The sequence below is a fragment of the Rhizobium sp. L1K21 genome (assembly GCF_024055895.1).
Classification (GTDB): Bacteria; Pseudomonadota; Alphaproteobacteria; order Rhizobiales; family Rhizobiaceae; genus Ensifer_A.
In genome coordinates, this window is record NZ_JAMXLE010000005.1 from 123,487 (window position 1) to 139,117 (window position 15,631).

Consider the following 15,631-nt stretch of genomic DNA (forward strand, 5'->3'; position numbering starts at 1 on the left):
ATGGCTCCGGATCATCCAAGAACCTGGATCAAGATTGCAGCGCGCACCGGCTATGCAGCGCGCGGCGCGGTCTATGTCATTGTCGGGGCGCTCACAGTGTTGGCCGGCTTTGTGAGCAGCAAGAAGCCCGACACCAGAGACGCGGTCTCCACCCTCATGCACCAGCCCTTTGGCGTGGTTCTGGTTTGCGCGCTGCTTGCAGGCCTGTGCTGCTATGTTATCTGGCGGCTGCTGCAGGTGATTTTCGATCCCGATGAGCATGGCTCAGGCGCCAAAGGTCTGATCATCCGTGCAGCCTTTCTGGTGTCTGCCACATCCTATGCGTTCCTGGCACTCTATGCATTGTCCCTGCTTGGCATCGGGCTTGCCGAGGGCGGTGGCGGTGGCGGTTCGCCGTTGCGGGAATACCTCACATCTTTTCTCGGAGCCCGCACTGTGGCCCTGGCGCTCGCCATCACCTTTGCCGGTGTTGCAATCGCCCATTGGCGGAAAGCCTTTGCCGGGACCTATGAAAAATACTTCAAGGCCGACGACGATGCAGAAAGCATCATCCGTCCGATTGCCGTGATCGGGCTTTCAGCGCGCGGACTGGTCTTCGCCGTTATCGCATGGCTTTTTGCCAGCCGCTTCATCTATCTCGGCGAACAGCAGGCCACGGAAAAGCCGGGACTGCAGGACGTCTTGAACTATCTTGCCAAACTTCCCTATGGACCCTGGCTGACCATTGCCATGGGCGTCGGCCTTATTGCCTACGCGCTTTATTCGCTTGCCGAGGCCCGCTGGAGACGCATCGGCAGGCTCTGAGGCTCTCCCCTCTCGCCAAGCGCAAAAAAAGCGGATACTATTCGCATACGAATGAAATGATGCGGATGGGTCTTTGGCAGTTTTGGCGAAAAAGAGGGATGTCGGGATGGGTCCAGTGGCACGCATGCTCGCCGATCAGCGCCGTTTGCATCTGCAGCACGGGCCGATTGATCTGATCATCGAAGCATTCGGGCCTGAAGCCGATGTGCGCCGCGCCTACCAGCAGGCCCAAACGGCCTTCGCAACCGTCCTTGACGATCTGGTTCTTGAACTGCCGCTTCTGCGCAAACCCGTGGAAAGCGAACCTCAAGGGCAGATCGCGCGCGCCATGTGGGCGGCGACCTTTCCATTCTCACCGGAGTTCATCACCCCCATGGCCGCCGTGGCAGGCAGCGTGGCAGATCATATTCTGGCAGCGATGCTGGAAAACAATGTGCTCTCCCGCGCCTATGTCAACAATGGCGGCGACATTGCGCTCCACCTTGCCGAAGGCGCATTTACGGTCGGCATCTGTGACGACCCCGCCACCGGCGCGGCAGGCGGGACTGTCACCATCAGGCCAGATGACCGCATTGGCGGGATCGCCACCAGTGGCTGGCGTGGACGATCCTTTTCGCTTGGTATCGCAGACGCGGTGACTGTGCTTGCCCAAAATGCCGCCTGCGCTGACGCTGCCGCCACCATGATTGCCAATCGCGTCGATCTGCCCGGCTCTGCCAAGATCAGGCGCGCGCCCGCAGACAGTATCCAGCCGGACAATGATCTCGGTTCGCGGGCGGTCACGACCGCTGTGGGCGACCTCGACGACGGCGAGATCGACACCGCCTTGGACGGCGGCGTAACTGCCGCGCAGCACTATCTTTCGCGTGGGCTGATCCGCGCCGCTTATCTATCGCTGGCAGGCCATCGCCGCGCCATGCCGGAAACCATCAACAATCATCACATAAGAGGGAGTGTCACCAATGGTTGAACCAGTCGTGCGGAAAAAGGCCGTTATTGTCGAAGAGATTTTTCACGAGGGCGGGCCGCGCGCTGAAAAGCCGCTGAAGCGCGCTGCCGTTGTGGCCGTGATCAAGAACCCCTTTGCCGGACAATATGTCGAAGATATCGCCTTCTTCATGGAAGATCTAAAGCCGCTGGGTCTCGAAATGGCTGACGACCTGATCAAGGCGCTGGGCGGCGATGCCTCCGTGGTCGAAGGTTACGGCAAGGGCGCGATTGTGGGCACCGCTGGCGAATTGGAGCACGGCGCGCTCTGGCATGTGCCGGGCGGTTATTCCATGCGCGAGAAGCTCCCGAACTCCAACGCGATTGTCCCCTCCACCAAAAAGATCGGCGGTCCCGGTACCCGGCTTGATGTGCCGGTGACACATTGCAATGCATCTTATGTGCGCTCACATTTCGACGCCATGGAGGTGGGCCTGAACGACGGCCCCAAGGCGGATGAAATTCTGCTCGCTCTGGTGATGACGACCGGCCCGCGCATCCATGCCCGCGTCGGCGGCCTCAAGGCCTCTGAAATCAAGGGCGAGGACGGACTGCGGTGAGCGCGAAAATCCGTAAACTGGTTGTGATCGCTGACGAGGTTCGCCTCGAAATGGGAGAGCGGGTCAACCCGCCTTCCCGCCGTGCCGCCGCCATCGCCATTATCGAAAACCCCTATGCGGGCCGCTTCGACAAAGGCCTGGAAGAACTGATCACCATCGGCGAAGACCTGGGTGGCCTGCTCGGCGAAAAATGCGTGGCCGCACTCGGCTGCGCGCCCTCTGATGTGCAAAGCTACGGCAAGGCGGCCATGGTGGGCGAAGCCGGCGAACTCGAACACGCCGCCGCCATTCTCCACCCCAAGCTCGGCGCACCCTTGCGCAAGGCCGTGGATCATGGCGCGGCACTCGTTCCCTCATCGAAGAAGATGGGCGGGCCGGGCGATCCCCTCGATATCCCCCTTGGCCACAAGGATGCAGCTTACGTGCGCTCGCATTTCGACGGCATGACGGTTGAGGTGAACGACGCCCCCCGCGCCAACGAAATCATGGTCGCCGTCGCCGTGGCGCTCACCGGCCGCCCCCTCCCCCGCGTCGGCGGGCTCACACATGATGAGGCTGAAGGCAAGGACGGGTTGCGGTAGAGCACCGGGCGACAATATTGAGCCATTCTGTTGGCCCAAACCGGCTAAACCTGACTATGCCTGTCGAAATAAGCAGCTTGCCAAATCTCAGGGGCTGTGGCTAACTCTACCCATTGTAGCATCTCTTTTTGGATAAAACTTGGGGGAGCAATATCCATGAAGCTGACTGCCGGTGAACGCCTGGTTTGTGACCGGGTTATAAACGTATTCGAAACAGGTACCGTAAAAGGCAAGTACGGTGCGATTAGCATTTACAAAGATGGACCCGGCGGTATCCGCCAGATTACCTATGGTCGATCGCAAACAACCGAATATGGCAACCTTCGTCAATTGGTGGAGATGTATGCAGCCGCTGAGGGTACCTATTCAGATGATTTCAAACCCTATGTCAAACTGATCGGCCATGTTGCTCTTGTAGACAACGAACCGTTTAAATCCCTCCTTCGCCAGGCGGGCAAAGATGATCCGGTGATGTGGGCGACGCAGGACAAGTTCTTCGATAGCGTCTATTTTGCACCGGCACAAAAATGGGCAACGGCAAACGGCTTTGAATTGCCGCTGTCAATGCTCGTGATCTATGATTCATTTATTCACAGCGGGCGAATATTAGATTTCCTGCGCTCCCGCTTTCCAGAAAAGCCGCCGGTACATGGCGGCGATGAGAAAATCTGGATCAAACAATATGTAGAAGTGCGCCACGACTGGTTGAAAAACCACAAAAACGAAGTGCTACGCCTGACGATTTACCGGACAAAGGATCTCCTGCGGGAGATTTCTCGCGACAATTGGGACCTCAAGAACATGCCGGTTCTCGCTAACGGCACGCCAGTTGACGATACGCCTGAGAAACGTCCGTCCGTTCCAGCCATTCCCAAGGCCTCACTCCAGGATCTGGTTCCTTTTCTGGGCGATATAGATGAAGCCGACATGGTGTCGGACAAAACTGCAACGGAAACAATCGCAGATCATTTCACGGCGACAGCCTCCAGTTCGAGCGTTCAACAAAGAGAAACCGTTTTGCGCAGCCTTGCTGCTTCAGCCGGTGTTACGCCAGCCATGGAGCGGCTAATCAATTATAGAAACCAGTACCGACCGACGAGCAATCCGCGCTATTGGGCTGTTGTCAATTTCGACCTGCACTCGGCCAAACCCCGCATGTTCCTTTTCGACTGCGTGGCCGGCACCACAACTGCTCTTCTTTGCGCTCATGGTCGCGGCTCAGAGGGGCCGAAAGACGACGGATATGCGGAATTTTTCTCGAATGAAGACGGATCAGGTTGCTCTTCGCTCGGTATTTATCACTGCGATGTAACCTATTTCGGCAACCATGGAAAATCGCTTTATCTGGATGGGCTTGAGGCAACAAACTCAAGAGCCCGTCTCCGGCATATCGTCATACACGGTGCGGACTATGTGTCGCCGGAAATGGTCGCAAAAACAGGTCGAATCGGGCGGAGCCTCGGCTGTCCTGCGGTCGAAGAAGGTGAAGCTTCGAAAGTTGTCGAAGCGTTGGCTGGAGGTTCCCTGATGATCATTTGGAAGTCGTAGCCAGCGGCAGGCACAAACTCAAGTTACAGCCAATATCCGCGCAAGCTCATCCCTGTGCCGCATCATTGCGTGATAAGCCGCATAGTCGGCGGCGAGGTGGGTGTGAATATCAGGACGGGGCGCGATTGTTTTTGTCGTTGAGCCGGTCAGGTTTGCGGCAGCTTCGGCATGGCTCGAATAGCGACCTGCGGCGACGGCGGCGTTGATCATGGTGCCGAGAAGGACGGGATCGCGGGTCTCGTCCACCCGCACCGTTCGGCCCGTCATATCGGCGTAAAGCTGGGGAATGAGCGGGTGGGCGGCCAACCCGCCACCCATCAGCAGCGTGGCGATCATTTCCGCGTCGGGCATATTTTCCAGCACATGGCGAATGCCGCAGGCCAGGCCCACACAGGTGCGCCAATAGAGCCGGCAGAGATTGTCGAACCCGCCCTCCAGGCTGAGGCCCGAGAATGCGCCGGTTTGCGCTGGATCTGGCATCGGCCCGCGGCTTCCGTGAAGATCGGGCAGAACCGCAATCGGGCGGCCGTAGGCCGGCCCCTCCTGCGCAATCCGCTCGGCGATCCGGTCGAGGATTTTCATGTGCAGGGTCAGGCTTGGCGGGCCACCGGCGTCATGTCTGCGCAGAAGAAAGTCGAGCAGCGAACCGGAGGAGGATTGGCCTGCCTCCATGAGCCAGAGGCCCGGCAGGGCAGCGCCGCAAAATCCACCCCAGACACCGGGCTTTTCTTCTCTGCAACGGCGCAGCACGACCACACAGCTGGAGGTTCCGGCAATGAGTGCAGCGGCATGGGTGGGGGCTTCTTCCGGCGACTGGCAGAAGACGCCGATCGTTCCTGCATAGGCATCGATGAGCCCTGCCGCGACGATGCATTTTGTGGAAAGACCAAGTTCCTTTGCTGCCGCTTCGCTCAGCGTACCGATCGGTTCGCATGATGGTGTTGCGTGTTCGGGAAGGCCGGTGCGGAGGCGTGCATCCTCCAGGCCGATGCGCTGATAGAAACGCTCCGGATAAGCGCCGGGCGCGTCCGGCTCATAGGCCCATTTGGCGGCAAGTGCCGAATGCGAGCGTGACGTCGAGCCGGTCGCGCGCCAGGTGAGATAATCGCAAAGATCGAAAATGAGACCGGCCCGCGCCCAGCTTTCCGGCAGGTTTCGTTTCAGCCACAGAAGCTTCGGCGGCTGCATTTCGGGCGACATATAGCCGCCGAAACGGTCAAGGGTGGGGTCGCTGGAGCTTGAAATCTCGTTGGCTTCGGCGATGGCGCGGTGGTCCATCCAGAGCATCGTATCCTGCTGATCCGGCCCCGATTTCGAGGCGGCAACGGGCGTGCCGTTGCCATCCCGCAGCACAAGCGAGCATGTGGCGTCAAAGCCGAGCGCCACCACCTCATCGGGCTGAACACCGGCTTGCTCACAAGCGCCGCGCACCGATTGGGCAACCGCCTGCCAGATTTCCGCGCTGTTCTGTTCGTAAAAAAGCGCATCGGGCTGATGAACCCCGATTGCCGTGACCACACGCGCCATCTGCATACCGCCGAGGTCGAATACCCCCGCGCGCGCACTGCCGGTCCCGACATCGACCGCCACGATGAATTCACGCATGCATGTTGTCTTTCGCTCTCCCTGGACGGCGGACAAGGTGCAGCAAATCTGTCATCAGGTCAAACATTGCATCAGGTCTGAGCGCACGCAAGGAGGCTTTATAGTCATCGTTATTGGCATGGGTTCCGCCACAGAAAGCGAAAACCGGCATGCCCGCGGCCTGGGCAGCACGAATGCCGGTCGCGGTGTCTTCCACCACAACGCATTGCGCGGGCTTATAGCCCAGCGTTTCCGCCGCATGCAGAAAGAGATCAGGCGCTGGCTTGCCATTCTCCACCATCGCTGCGCTGAAGATGTTATCGTCAAATTGCGAAAGCAGGCCGGTCACTTCCAGGCTTCTTTCAATCCGGTCCGGATAACTGGAAGAGGCAACGCAAAATCGGATTCCATGCCGTTTCAGCATCTTCAGCGTTTCGGCCATATGCGGTGTTGGCTGCAGCTCCCGTTCAAAACGCTCAAACAGCCGACGACGCAGATTTTCGGCAAACTGCGGGGGCAACGCCTTGCCGAACTCTTCAGCAATGGCCGAGATGACGAAGGCAAGGCTGCGCCCCAGAAAGCGATCACTCACGGCCCCGGTGCTCAGCGTCAGCCCCTGTTCGCTCAGGCAATCGCGAAGGTTGGAAAGCGCAATCGGCTCGCTGTCGACCAGAACACCGTCGCAGTCGAAAATGACCAGTAGGTCGCCTTCGCCTCCACTCACCTTTAGAGCGCTCCGTCCAGATAGTCCTGCAAGGTTGCGGCAGTCCCCTTCTCGCGCAGGCTCTCCAAGGCATGGGAAAAGCGTGCGAGAAATGTCGGGTTGGTGCCCACCTTGCCGAAGATATCCTCCAATGCCGGAAAGACCGATGGGTCTTCCCGCGAGGCCAGCGCTGCAGCCTGCAGGCGCTCTGCACTGGCATCATTGAACACGATCTGTTTGCCGCTATCGCTCACGCCTTCGAAATATTTGCACCAGAGTGCGGAGACGAGCGCAAGGCCGGTGACATCCAGGCCCTTGGCCAGCCGGTCAGCGGTTGATGGCAGGATGAATTTCGGCTGCCGGTTGGAGCCGTCCTGCGCCAGACGCGGGATGGTGTCGCCAATATTGGGATTGATGAAACGGCGCTCGATCAGCGCCACATAATCGGAGAGGCTGGTATCTGGAACCGGCGGCACGACAGGCACGATTTCGTCATGTTCGAGCTTGGAGAGGAAACCGGCAATCAAGGGGTTTTCCATGGCTTCGTGAACGAAGTGAATGTCCATCAGGGCCGCCGGATAGGCAATGGCCGCATGCCCGCCATTGAGAATGCGCAACTTCATCAGCTCATAAGGCGCGACATCGGGAACAAAGGTTGCCCCGACATCTTCAAAGGCCGGACGGCCCTGCGGGAAATTGTCTTCCAGCACCCATTGCTTGAACTCTTCGCAAAAGACCGGCCAGCCATCTTCGACGCCGTAACGCGTGGCCGCAATCTCGATTTCGCGCGGGCCGGTTGCCGGTGTAATGCGGTCCACCATGGAATTCGGAAACGCAACATTGGTGTGGATCCAATGGGCGAAATCCGGATCGCTGAGTTTTGCCAGCTCCACCACGGCGGCTTCCGTTACCTCGCCATTGCCCGGAATATTGTCGCAGGACATGACGGTGAACGGGGCAAGCCCCTTTTCCTTGCGCGCTTTCAGCCCCGCAATGATCAGCCCGAACACCGTTTTCGGTGCATCCGCATTGGCTGCATCGGCCTGGATGGCCGGGTGTCTGGTATCAAACTTGCCGGTGGAGGAATCGATGAAATAGCCACCTTCGGTGATTGTCATCGAAACAATGCGGATTGCCGGATCGGCAAGCGTTTCAATGATACGGCCGAAATCGGGTGCGGTGATGATATCGATCATCGGGCCGGTGATCGTGGCGGCAGAGCGGTTGATATCCTGCTCGACAACGGTCGTCAGATAATCCTGCGCGGCCAGCGTTTCCTTCATCTTCGCATCAGAGGGCATGATACCCGCGCCGATGATGGCAAAATCCAGGTTTTTGCCCTGATTGAACAGCTCATGCAGGTAGACCGCCATATGGGCGCGGTGGAAATTGCCGACACCGAAATGCAGGATGCCGGGGCTCAGCTGCTCGCGGCTATAGTTGGGAACCGACACCTTTTCGGAAAGGTCTTTGAGATTTTGAAGCGACAGTTTTGTCATGGGTCTCTTCCCGTATTGGGCGGTGGACCGGAGAGCGGTCAGCTCATCCAGTTGCCGCCATCGACATTGTAGGTTTGCGCGACGATGTAGTCGGCTTCCGGCGAGGCGAGGAATATGGCCATGCCGGTCAGGTCTTCGGCCCGGCCCATGCGCCCGAAAGGCACCGCCTCGCCCACGCTCTTCTTCTTTTCGCCCGGCTGCAGGCCCTCATGTTTGGCAAACAGCGCATCAACACCGTCCCAATGCTCGCCATCGACGACGCCGGGGGCAATTGCATTGACATTGATGCCGTGCTTGATGAGATCGAGCCCGGCAGACTGGGTGAGCGAGATCACAGCCGCCTTGGTGGCGCAGTAGACTGCCACCAGCGCCTCGCCGCGACGGCCTGCCTGGCTTGCCATGTTGATGATCTTGCCGCCCTTGCCTGCCTTGATCATCGACCGCGCAGCGGCCTGCATGGTAAAAAGCGTTCCCGACACATTGATCGAAAAGAGCTTTTCATAGCTTGCCCGCGTTATCTCCACGATGGGTGCCAGATCAAAGAGCGCGGCATTGTTGATCAGGATATCAAGCCCGCCGCAACGTGCTTCGACCGCCTGAATGGCCGCATCGATGGAGGCCTGGTCGGTCACATCCATATGCACGGCATAGGCTGAAGCCCCAAGCTCAGAAGCCGTTGCCTCCGCCTGCGCCATATTGATATCGGCAATGGCAACGGTGGCACCCTCGCGGATATAGGCTTCCGCGAAGGCCTTGCCGATGCCACGGGCCGATCCGGTGATCAGCGCCGATTTTCCATCCAGCCGTTTCATGCGATTGCAAGCCCCTTATCGTCGAAACGATGAATGCGGCTCTCTTCCGGTGTCAGATAGATCGTGTCGCCGTGTTTCAGCCCGGCCTCACCGCTGACGCGCAGCGTCATGGTGCCGGAATTTTCCGTGTGCACATGGCAGAACGTGTCGGAACCCAGATGTTCGGCAACACCGACCTTGCCCTTCCAAGCCCCTTCCGAGGAGGAATACGAAAGGTGCTCCGGACGGATGCCAATGGTGGGTGCGCCGAACGCCTGGGCGTCCTTCCCCTCAACAAAATTCATCTTCGGCGAACCGATGAAGCCGGCCACAAAGAGATTGCGCGGATGGTTGTAAAGCTCCATCGGCGAGCCGACCTGCTCAATATTGCCGCGATTCAAAACCACGATCTTGTCGGCCATCGTCATGGCTTCCACCTGGTCGTGGGTCACATAGATCATGGTGGTGCCGAGCTCGTGGTGCAGTTCGGAAATTTCCAGACGCATGGTCACGCGCAAAGCCGCATCAAGGTTGGAAAGCGGCTCGTCGAACAGAAAGGCCGTCGGCTGGCGGACAATCGCACGGCCAATGGCCACGCGCTGGCGCTGGCCGCCGGAAAGCTGGCCGGGCTTGCGCTCCAGATAGTCGGTGAGGTTCAGAACGCGGGCTGCGTCTTCCACCTTCTTGTCAATGGTGGCCTTGTCCTCGCCCGCCATTTTCAGCGGGAAAGCGATGTTCTTGCGCACCGACATGTGCGGATAAAGCGCATAAGACTGGAACACCATGGCAAGGCCGCGTTTGGCAGGCGGTGCATTGGTCACATCGTTGCCATCGATGGAGATGGTGCCACCGGACAAATCTTCCAGACCTGCAATGAGGCGCAGAAGGGTAGACTTGCCACAGCCCGACGGGCCGACGAAGACGACGAATTCGCCTTCATTGATTTCCAGGTCCAGCGAGGGGATCACTTTCAGATCGCCAAAGACCTTGGAGACTTTGTTCAGATGAATGCTGCCCATGATAGACATCCTTTACTTGACTGCGCCAAAGGTCAGACCGCGAACCAGCTGTTTCTGCGAGAACCAGCCCATGATGAGGATCGGAGCGATCGCCAGCGTCGATGCTGCCGAAAGCTTCGCCCAGAACAGTCCCTCCGGTGACGAATAGGAGGCGATGAAGGCTGATAGCGGTGCGGCCTGAGAGGCGGAAATGTTGAGGGTCCAGAACGCTTCGTTCCAGGCCATGATGATGTTGAGGAGCAGTGTCGAGGCGATCCCCGGCACGGCCATGGGCGTGAGAATGTAGACAATCTCCTGGCCAAGCGTTGCCCCGTCCATGCGGCAGGCTTCCAGAATTTCGCCTGGAATTTCCTTGAAGTAGGAAAACAGCATCCAGATGAGGATCGGCAGGTTCATCATGGTCAGAATGATGATCAGGCCGAGCTTGGTGTCGAGAAGCCCGAGGTTCTTGTAGGCCAGATAGAAAGGCACAAGAACGGCGACCGCAGGCAGCATCTTGGTGGAGAGCATCCACATCAGAATGTCCTTGGTGCGCTTGGTCGGGTTAAACGCCATGGACCAGGCCGCCGGAATGGAAATCAGCAACGCGATGAAGGTCGAGCCGAGCGAGATAACGGCGGAGTTCCACACATGGAGCAGATAGTCGGAGCGTTCCTGCACTTCGACATAGCTTGAAAGCGTCCAGTCGAAATCGAAGAAGACCGGCGGGAAGGCAATAGCTGCACCTTCCGATTTGAAGCTGGTGATCACCGTCCACAGAATGGGAAAGAAGATCAGCAGTGCGACAAACCAGGCGGCGATTGACCAGCCGACGCGTTTGGCAGTGGTTACATTGCGGGCCATGGTTTACGCCTCCAGGTTCTTGCCGACAATGCGCATCAGGAAGAATGCAACAATGTTGGCAACGATGATCGCGATCACACCACCGGCTGACGCAACGCCGACGTCGTAGCTCAGTAGCGCCTGGGTGTAGACCAGGAACGGCAGGTTGGTGGTGGCCGTACCCGGACCGCCATTGGTGGTGACGAGAATTTCTGCAAACACGCTCAACAGGAAAATCGTCTCAATCAGGATGACCACCGTGATGGCGCGCGAGAGGTGCGGCAGCACCAGATAGATGAAGCGCGACACAGCGCCTGCCCCATCCATTTCGGCTGCCTCGATCTGTTCGCCATCCAAGGATTGAAGTGCGGTCAGCAGAATGAGCGTGGCAAAGGGAAGCCACTGCCAGGCCACAATGATGGTGACCGAAAGCAGCGGGATCTGCGCGAAGAAATCAATCGGCGGAAGGCCAAACAGGCTAAGCAACCATGCGAAGATCCCGTAGATCGGGTTCATCATCATGTTTTTCCAGACAAGGGCTGCCACCGTCGGCATCACGAAGAAGGGCGAGATGACGAGAATGCGTACAATCCCCTGCCCGAAAATCGGCTGGTCTATGAGTAGCGCCAGGAAGGTGCCGCCCACCACGGAGATCAGCAGAACGCCGCCAACCAGAAGCAGGGTATTGACCACTGCCGAGGAAAAGGCCGGATCGGTGAGGAAGTAATAATAGTTGCCCCAGCCCGCAAAGGACGTGATCGGGTTCAACAGACTGTAATTCTGGAAGGAATAGTAGAGTGTCGCAGCAAGCGGCACGACCATCCAGATCAAGAGCAGGATCACCGACGGCGCGAGCATCAATCTCGCGGTGGTGCGCATTTGCGTCGTTGCCATGTTAGCCTCCAAAGACGTTTCCGCGAAAAGCAAGGAGCCGCATTACCGCTTTCAGCAGAGCCTATAAAAAGGGGGCCGCGCACATACTGCGATGAACGCGGCCCCAAGTTCTGCCGCCGGTCAGGTGGCGACAGATGATATGTCCTCGGGATGGACTTCTTACTTGATGTAACCGGCCTTGGTCATTTCGCGGGTGGTCAGCTGCTGTGCGGCAGCAAGCGCTTCATCAGCACTCTTCTGACCGGCAAGGGCTGCCGAGAACTGCTGGCCGACGGCCGTACCCATGCCCTGGAATTCGGGGATGGCCACGAACTGCACGCCCACATAAGGCACCGGCTTGACGGTCGGATGCTGCGGGTCAGCCTCGTTGATCGAGGCCAGCGTCATCTTGGCGAACGGTGCCGCTTCAAGATATTTGTCGTTCATGTAGAGCGACTTGCGGGTACCCGGAGGAACGTTCGCCCAACCTTCCTTTTCAGCCACCAGCTCGGTGTAGTGCTTGGAGGTTGCCCAGGAGACGAACTTCTGCGCCGCATCAGCCTTCTGCGTACCGGCGGGAACGGCCAGAGACCAGGCCCACAGCCAGTTGGCGCGCTTGCCCAGACCATTGTCGGGGGCGAGTGCAAAACCAACCTTGTCGGCAACCGTCGATTCGTCGGAATTGGTGACGAAGGAGGCCGCAACCGTGGCATCGATCCACATGCCGCACTTGCCCTGCTGGAAGAGCGCGAGGTTTTCATTAAAGCCGTTGGAGGATGCGCCTTCAGGACCATAATTGTTCATCAGCTCGAGATAGGAATCGAGCGTGGCCTTCCACTCGGGCGTATCAAACTGCGGCTGCCAGTTTTCATCAAACCAGCGTGCGCCATAGGAGTTGGACATGGCTGTGAGGAAGGCCATGTTTTCGCCCCAACCAGCCTTGCCGCGAAGGCAAATGCCGTTTACGCCGTTTTCACGGTCGGTCATGGCTTCGGCAGCCTTTTTGATGAAGTCCCAGGTCGGGGCCTGCGGCATTTCCAGACCGGCCTTCTCCATCAGGTCGGTGCGGTACATAACCATGGAGCTTTCGCCATAGAAGGGCGATGCATAAAGCTTACCGTCAACCGATAGGCCATCGCGGATCGCCGGGATCAGGTCGTCCACATCGTCAACCTGGTTCAGCTCCAGAAGCCAGCCGTTTTTCGCCCAGATCGGAACTTCATAAGTGCCGATGGTCAAAACGTCATACTGACCGCCCTTGGTAGCAATGTCGGTGGTGACCTTCTGGCGCAAAACGTTTTCTTCCAGCGTGACCCAGTTCAGTTCGATATCCGGATTTGCCTTGGTGAAATCGTCGGTGAGTTTCTGCATGCGAACCATGTCGCCATTGTTCACGGTGGCAATGGTGATGGTTTCGGCATGCGCCATGCCAAACATGGCGACAGCCGAGCTTGCGCTCAGCAGGATTGTTCTCAGTTTCATGTTTTCCCTCCCACATGAAGAAAGTGAGCAATTGCTATGCTCATGGGCAAATAATCGCCTTGTGCGTAAAAATGTCAATAGGATTTCGTTGCTGCACCGCCGAAGTGGAGGAGCAATATATTGATTTTGCTTGATATTTTATTGCACCCGACAACAAGAGGCTGAAGACCGCACAATCAACGCGATCCTTCTCGAAATCACGACCTCGATCGCGTTCGAGGTCGCGGAAGAGGCGAAAACGGGTGATGCCGGTCTCATCAACGTCAATCGAGAGGCTTTCATGTTGAAACTTTTTTCTTTCACCGCCTTGTCACTCTGCCTGGCAACACAGGCCTATTGCAGTGACGCGATCGGATTTCTGGAAACCCTATTGGGCGAGGACGGCGCACGTCCGCTTCATGTGACGATCTGGTATCCCACAGATGCGCAAACGGACGCTGTCGCCGTCGGCGAAAATGCGGCCTTCCAGGGCATTGCGGCGATACCGGAGGCCAAGCCGACACCGGGAGACCGCCCGCTGATTGTGCTCTCTCATGGCTTCGGCGGCAGCTGGCGCAATCTGAGCTGGCTGGCCGCCACACTGTCCCACAACGGCTATATTGTGGCAGCACCCGACCACCCCGGCACCACGACACGCAATCGAGACCCAGCTCAAGCGCAGCAATTGTGGGAGCGACCGCATGATCTAAGTCGGGTCATCGATGCCATGACCGCCGACCCGCGGCTCGGTGGCGCGGTGGATTTGGACAGGATCGCCGCTATCGGCCATTCGCTCGGTGGCTGGACGGTTTCGGCAATCGCCGGGGCGCATTTCGACACGCAACGCTTCAAGGCGGCTTGCCAAATCAATTCCGTTCCTGCCGTATGCCACTTGGCTGAGGAACTGGGATTGGACAACCCGGCACTTGAAAGGCCGATGGGTGATCCGCGGGTCAGCGCAGTCGTCTCACTTGATCTCGGTGGCGCCCAAGGGTTCACGCCGGAAAGTCTGGCAGCCGTCAAAGTCCCTTTTCTTGTCGTCAGTGCGGGAACCGATATTGGTGACATGCCGGCCAAGGTGGAATCCGGCTATCTTGCTGAAAACCTGCCAAAGGCATCGTCCACATATATAGACATCCCCGATGCCATGCATTTCAGCTTCATGCAGCTTTGCAAGCCCGGCGCGTCTGCGCTTCTGGATGCGGAGGTCCCTGGTGACGGGATTATCTGCCGTGATGGCGGAACGCGATCACGCGCGGAAATCCACGATGAAACCGCCTCTCTGATAACCGAATTTCTGAAGGACGCTTTTGCGGAGAAACATTAGCCGTCGATGACCACCGAGCGGCGATAGCGGCTCGGTGTCGTTCCAGCCACCCGCGCAAATTCGCGATTGAAGTTCGATTTCGTCTGGAAACCGCTTTCAAACATCACGCTCGTCACCGGGAGATCGGTTTTCAGCAAAAGGCGCTTTGCCTCGCTGACCCGATATTCGTTGACGATCTGGGAGACATTTCGCCCATGAATGCGGTTGATCGCGGCGGATATCTGGCGGGCAGGAACGCCGAGACGGCGCGCTATCCTCTCCAGCGTCAGGTCCGGGTCGCGATAGAGTTTTCTTGCCTTCATGGCGGCGTCAACCTTTTCCATGATTGCGTTGTCTTCTTGGCTCGCCACATTGTCCGTCTGGCGGCTGGAGGACTCATCCTCTTGGGAGGCCTCACGCCGGCTTTCCGGCACGCTTCGGCCTATGATGGCAATGGCGTAGGCAATGGCGGGCAATGTCAGCATATTGGCCACGGCGACGATGGAAGCAGCGTGCGTGCCACGATAGATATCGAAATCGGCGAAAATGGCGAGATCGACGAGACCGGAGAAGAAAAGAAGTCCACCGGCGGTCAAGACGGCCTGGCGGGCACGACCAACATCGCTCAGCCGCACATTCTCCAGTTGATCAGGCCCGCCGCAGCCGTTGCGGATCAGTGCTGCACCATAGCCGAAATAAAGAATGGCGATCAGCAGATCCAACGGCGGATGCCATTGACGCCACATGGCTGACAGAACCACCATCACCACGGGGCTCAGAAAATGCAGCCAAATCCTGCCCCGTGAAGTCGCCTGTCGCATGCCGGAAAAGCAGAGCCAGGCAATGGGCGGCAGCAGTGAGGCAACGACCGGTTGCAAAAATCTGACCCAGGCAAAATCAACCGTCCAGCGCAGGCCGACCGTGACCATGAGCACGATGCAGGCCGCAACGAAGATCGTAACCGGCCTGAAGCGCCAGCCGTCATCCAGCAGCATGCGGACAAGGAGAGCCGCCAGCAACAGGGCAACGACAAAAGGCAGCGGAATTGCGGGCATCAAACAGGTCTCGGTGCCGGATCGTTTCGGCGGTCTTT

Annotated in this window: 15 protein-coding genes; 6 read left to right on the forward strand and 9 right to left on the reverse strand. The window is 58.3% G+C overall.

Annotation, left to right across the window (positions count from 1 at the left end; genetic code table 11):
* The 5 genes from NHF56_RS19080 (at position 1) to NHF56_RS19100 (ending at position 4,480) form a co-directional block, all read left to right on the forward strand.
* The gene (locus tag NHF56_RS19080; protein ID WP_252807554.1) at positions 1–804 is read left to right on the forward strand and encodes a DUF1206 domain-containing protein; all 804 of its coding nucleotides are present in this window, start codon (positions 1–3) and stop codon (positions 802–804) included.
* Between the two features lie 106 nt (positions 805–910).
* On the forward strand, positions 911–1,774 hold the full coding sequence (locus NHF56_RS19085) for a UPF0280 family protein (RefSeq protein ID WP_252807556.1): 864 nt from the start codon (positions 911–913) through the stop codon (positions 1,772–1,774).
* Positions 1,767–2,351 carry an amino acid synthesis family protein gene (locus NHF56_RS19090; protein ID WP_252807558.1) on the forward strand — a complete coding sequence of 195 codons (585 nt, stop codon included), beginning with the start codon at positions 1,767–1,769 and terminating at the stop codon, positions 2,349–2,351. Before NHF56_RS19085 ends, NHF56_RS19090 begins: the two co-directional genes overlap by 8 nt.
* On the forward strand, positions 2,348–2,932 hold the full coding sequence (locus NHF56_RS19095; RefSeq protein ID WP_252807560.1) for an amino acid synthesis family protein: 585 nt from the start codon (positions 2,348–2,350) through the stop codon (positions 2,930–2,932). Before NHF56_RS19090 ends, NHF56_RS19095 begins: the two co-directional genes overlap by 4 nt.
* Before the next feature lie 156 nt (positions 2,933–3,088).
* Positions 3,089–4,480, forward strand: a complete 1,392-nt coding sequence (locus tag NHF56_RS19100) for a murein L,D-transpeptidase catalytic domain-containing protein (protein WP_252807562.1) — start codon at positions 3,089–3,091, stop codon at positions 4,478–4,480.
* Positions 4,481–4,498: 18 nt separating this feature from the next.
* On the opposite strand, the gene NHF56_RS19105 is transcribed toward NHF56_RS19100, so the two are convergent.
* The 8 genes from NHF56_RS19105 to NHF56_RS19140 form a co-directional block, all read right to left on the reverse strand.
* Positions 4,499–6,085 carry an FGGY-family carbohydrate kinase gene (locus tag NHF56_RS19105; RefSeq protein ID WP_252807564.1) on the reverse strand — a complete coding sequence of 529 codons (1,587 nt, stop codon included), beginning with the start codon at positions 6,083–6,085 and terminating at the stop codon, positions 4,499–4,501.
* Entirely contained in the window at positions 6,078–6,788 is a 711-nt protein-coding gene (locus NHF56_RS19110) for an HAD-IA family hydrolase (RefSeq protein ID WP_252807567.1), read from the reverse strand. The genes NHF56_RS19105 and NHF56_RS19110 overlap by 8 nt, the downstream gene beginning before the upstream one ends.
* Positions 6,789–6,790: 2 nt before the next feature.
* Positions 6,791–8,266 (reverse strand): mannitol dehydrogenase family protein, encoded by a 1,476-nt coding sequence (locus NHF56_RS19115; RefSeq protein ID WP_252807568.1) that lies wholly within the window; start codon positions 8,264–8,266, stop codon positions 6,791–6,793.
* A 38-nt stretch (positions 8,267–8,304) separates the two neighbouring features.
* Positions 8,305–9,078 carry an L-iditol 2-dehydrogenase gene (locus NHF56_RS19120; RefSeq protein WP_252807569.1) on the reverse strand — a complete coding sequence of 258 codons (774 nt, stop codon included), beginning with the start codon at positions 9,076–9,078 and terminating at the stop codon, positions 8,305–8,307.
* Positions 9,075–10,076, reverse strand: coding sequence for an ABC transporter ATP-binding protein (locus NHF56_RS19125; protein ID WP_252807571.1), 1,002 nt, complete (start codon positions 10,074–10,076; stop codon positions 9,075–9,077). Before NHF56_RS19125 ends, NHF56_RS19120 begins: the two co-directional genes overlap by 4 nt.
* Before the next feature lie 12 nt (positions 10,077–10,088).
* Positions 10,089–10,919: a carbohydrate ABC transporter permease gene (locus NHF56_RS19130; RefSeq protein ID WP_252807573.1), complete on the reverse strand. Its 831-nt coding sequence runs from the start codon at positions 10,917–10,919 to the stop codon at positions 10,089–10,091.
* Positions 10,920–10,922: 3 nt separating this feature from the next.
* Positions 10,923–11,792: a carbohydrate ABC transporter permease gene (locus NHF56_RS19135; protein ID WP_252807575.1), complete on the reverse strand. Its 870-nt coding sequence runs from the start codon at positions 11,790–11,792 to the stop codon at positions 10,923–10,925.
* Positions 11,793–11,951: 159 nt separating this feature from the next.
* The gene (locus NHF56_RS19140; RefSeq protein WP_252807576.1) at positions 11,952–13,253 is read right to left on the reverse strand and encodes a sugar ABC transporter substrate-binding protein; all 1,302 of its coding nucleotides are present in this window, start codon (positions 13,251–13,253) and stop codon (positions 11,952–11,954) included.
* Between the two features lie 130 nt (positions 13,254–13,383).
* On the opposite strand from NHF56_RS19140, the gene NHF56_RS19145 reads away from it, so the two are divergent.
* On the forward strand, positions 13,384–14,559 hold the full coding sequence (locus tag NHF56_RS19145; RefSeq protein WP_252807578.1) for an alpha/beta fold hydrolase: 1,176 nt from the start codon (positions 13,384–13,386) through the stop codon (positions 14,557–14,559).
* Here the strand turns inward: NHF56_RS19145 and NHF56_RS19150 are convergent.
* The gene (locus tag NHF56_RS19150) at positions 14,556–15,593 is read right to left on the reverse strand and encodes an AraC family transcriptional regulator (RefSeq protein ID WP_252807579.1); all 1,038 of its coding nucleotides are present in this window, start codon (positions 15,591–15,593) and stop codon (positions 14,556–14,558) included. The genes NHF56_RS19145 and NHF56_RS19150 overlap by 4 nt on opposite strands.
* Between the last annotated feature and the right edge of the window lie 38 nt (positions 15,594–15,631).

Bases quoted from the DNA above. Each gene is read 5' to 3' on its own strand.
- NHF56_RS19115 (WP_252807568.1), bottom strand. From the start codon at position 8,266: ATGACAAAACTGTCGCTTCAAAATCTCAAAGACCTTTCCGAAAAGGTG.
- NHF56_RS19100 (WP_252807562.1), top strand. From the start codon at position 3,089: ATGAAGCTGACTGCCGGTGAACGCCTGGTTTGTGACCGGGTTATAAAC.
- NHF56_RS19130 (WP_252807573.1), bottom strand. From the start codon at position 10,919: ATGGCCCGCAATGTAACCACTGCCAAACGCGTCGGCTGGTCAATCGCC.
- NHF56_RS19140 (WP_252807576.1), bottom strand. From the start codon at position 13,253: ATGAAACTGAGAACAATCCTGCTGAGCGCAAGCTCGGCTGTCGCCATG.
- NHF56_RS19135 (WP_252807575.1), bottom strand. From the start codon at position 11,792: ATGGCAACGACGCAAATGCGCACCACCGCGAGATTGATGCTCGCGCCG.
- NHF56_RS19105 (WP_252807564.1), bottom strand. From the start codon at position 6,085: ATGCGTGAATTCATCGTGGCGGTCGATGTCGGGACCGGCAGTGCGCGC.
- NHF56_RS19080 (WP_252807554.1), top strand. From the start codon at position 1: ATGGCTCCGGATCATCCAAGAACCTGGATCAAGATTGCAGCGCGCACC.
- NHF56_RS19150 (WP_252807579.1), bottom strand. From the start codon at position 15,593: ATGCCCGCAATTCCGCTGCCTTTTGTCGTTGCCCTGTTGCTGGCGGCT.
- NHF56_RS19120 (WP_252807569.1), bottom strand. From the start codon at position 9,078: ATGAAACGGCTGGATGGAAAATCGGCGCTGATCACCGGATCGGCCCGT.
- NHF56_RS19085 (WP_252807556.1), top strand. From the start codon at position 911: ATGGGTCCAGTGGCACGCATGCTCGCCGATCAGCGCCGTTTGCATCTG.
- NHF56_RS19090 (WP_252807558.1), top strand. From the start codon at position 1,767: ATGGTTGAACCAGTCGTGCGGAAAAAGGCCGTTATTGTCGAAGAGATT.
- NHF56_RS19125 (WP_252807571.1), bottom strand. From the start codon at position 10,076: ATGGGCAGCATTCATCTGAACAAAGTCTCCAAGGTCTTTGGCGATCTG.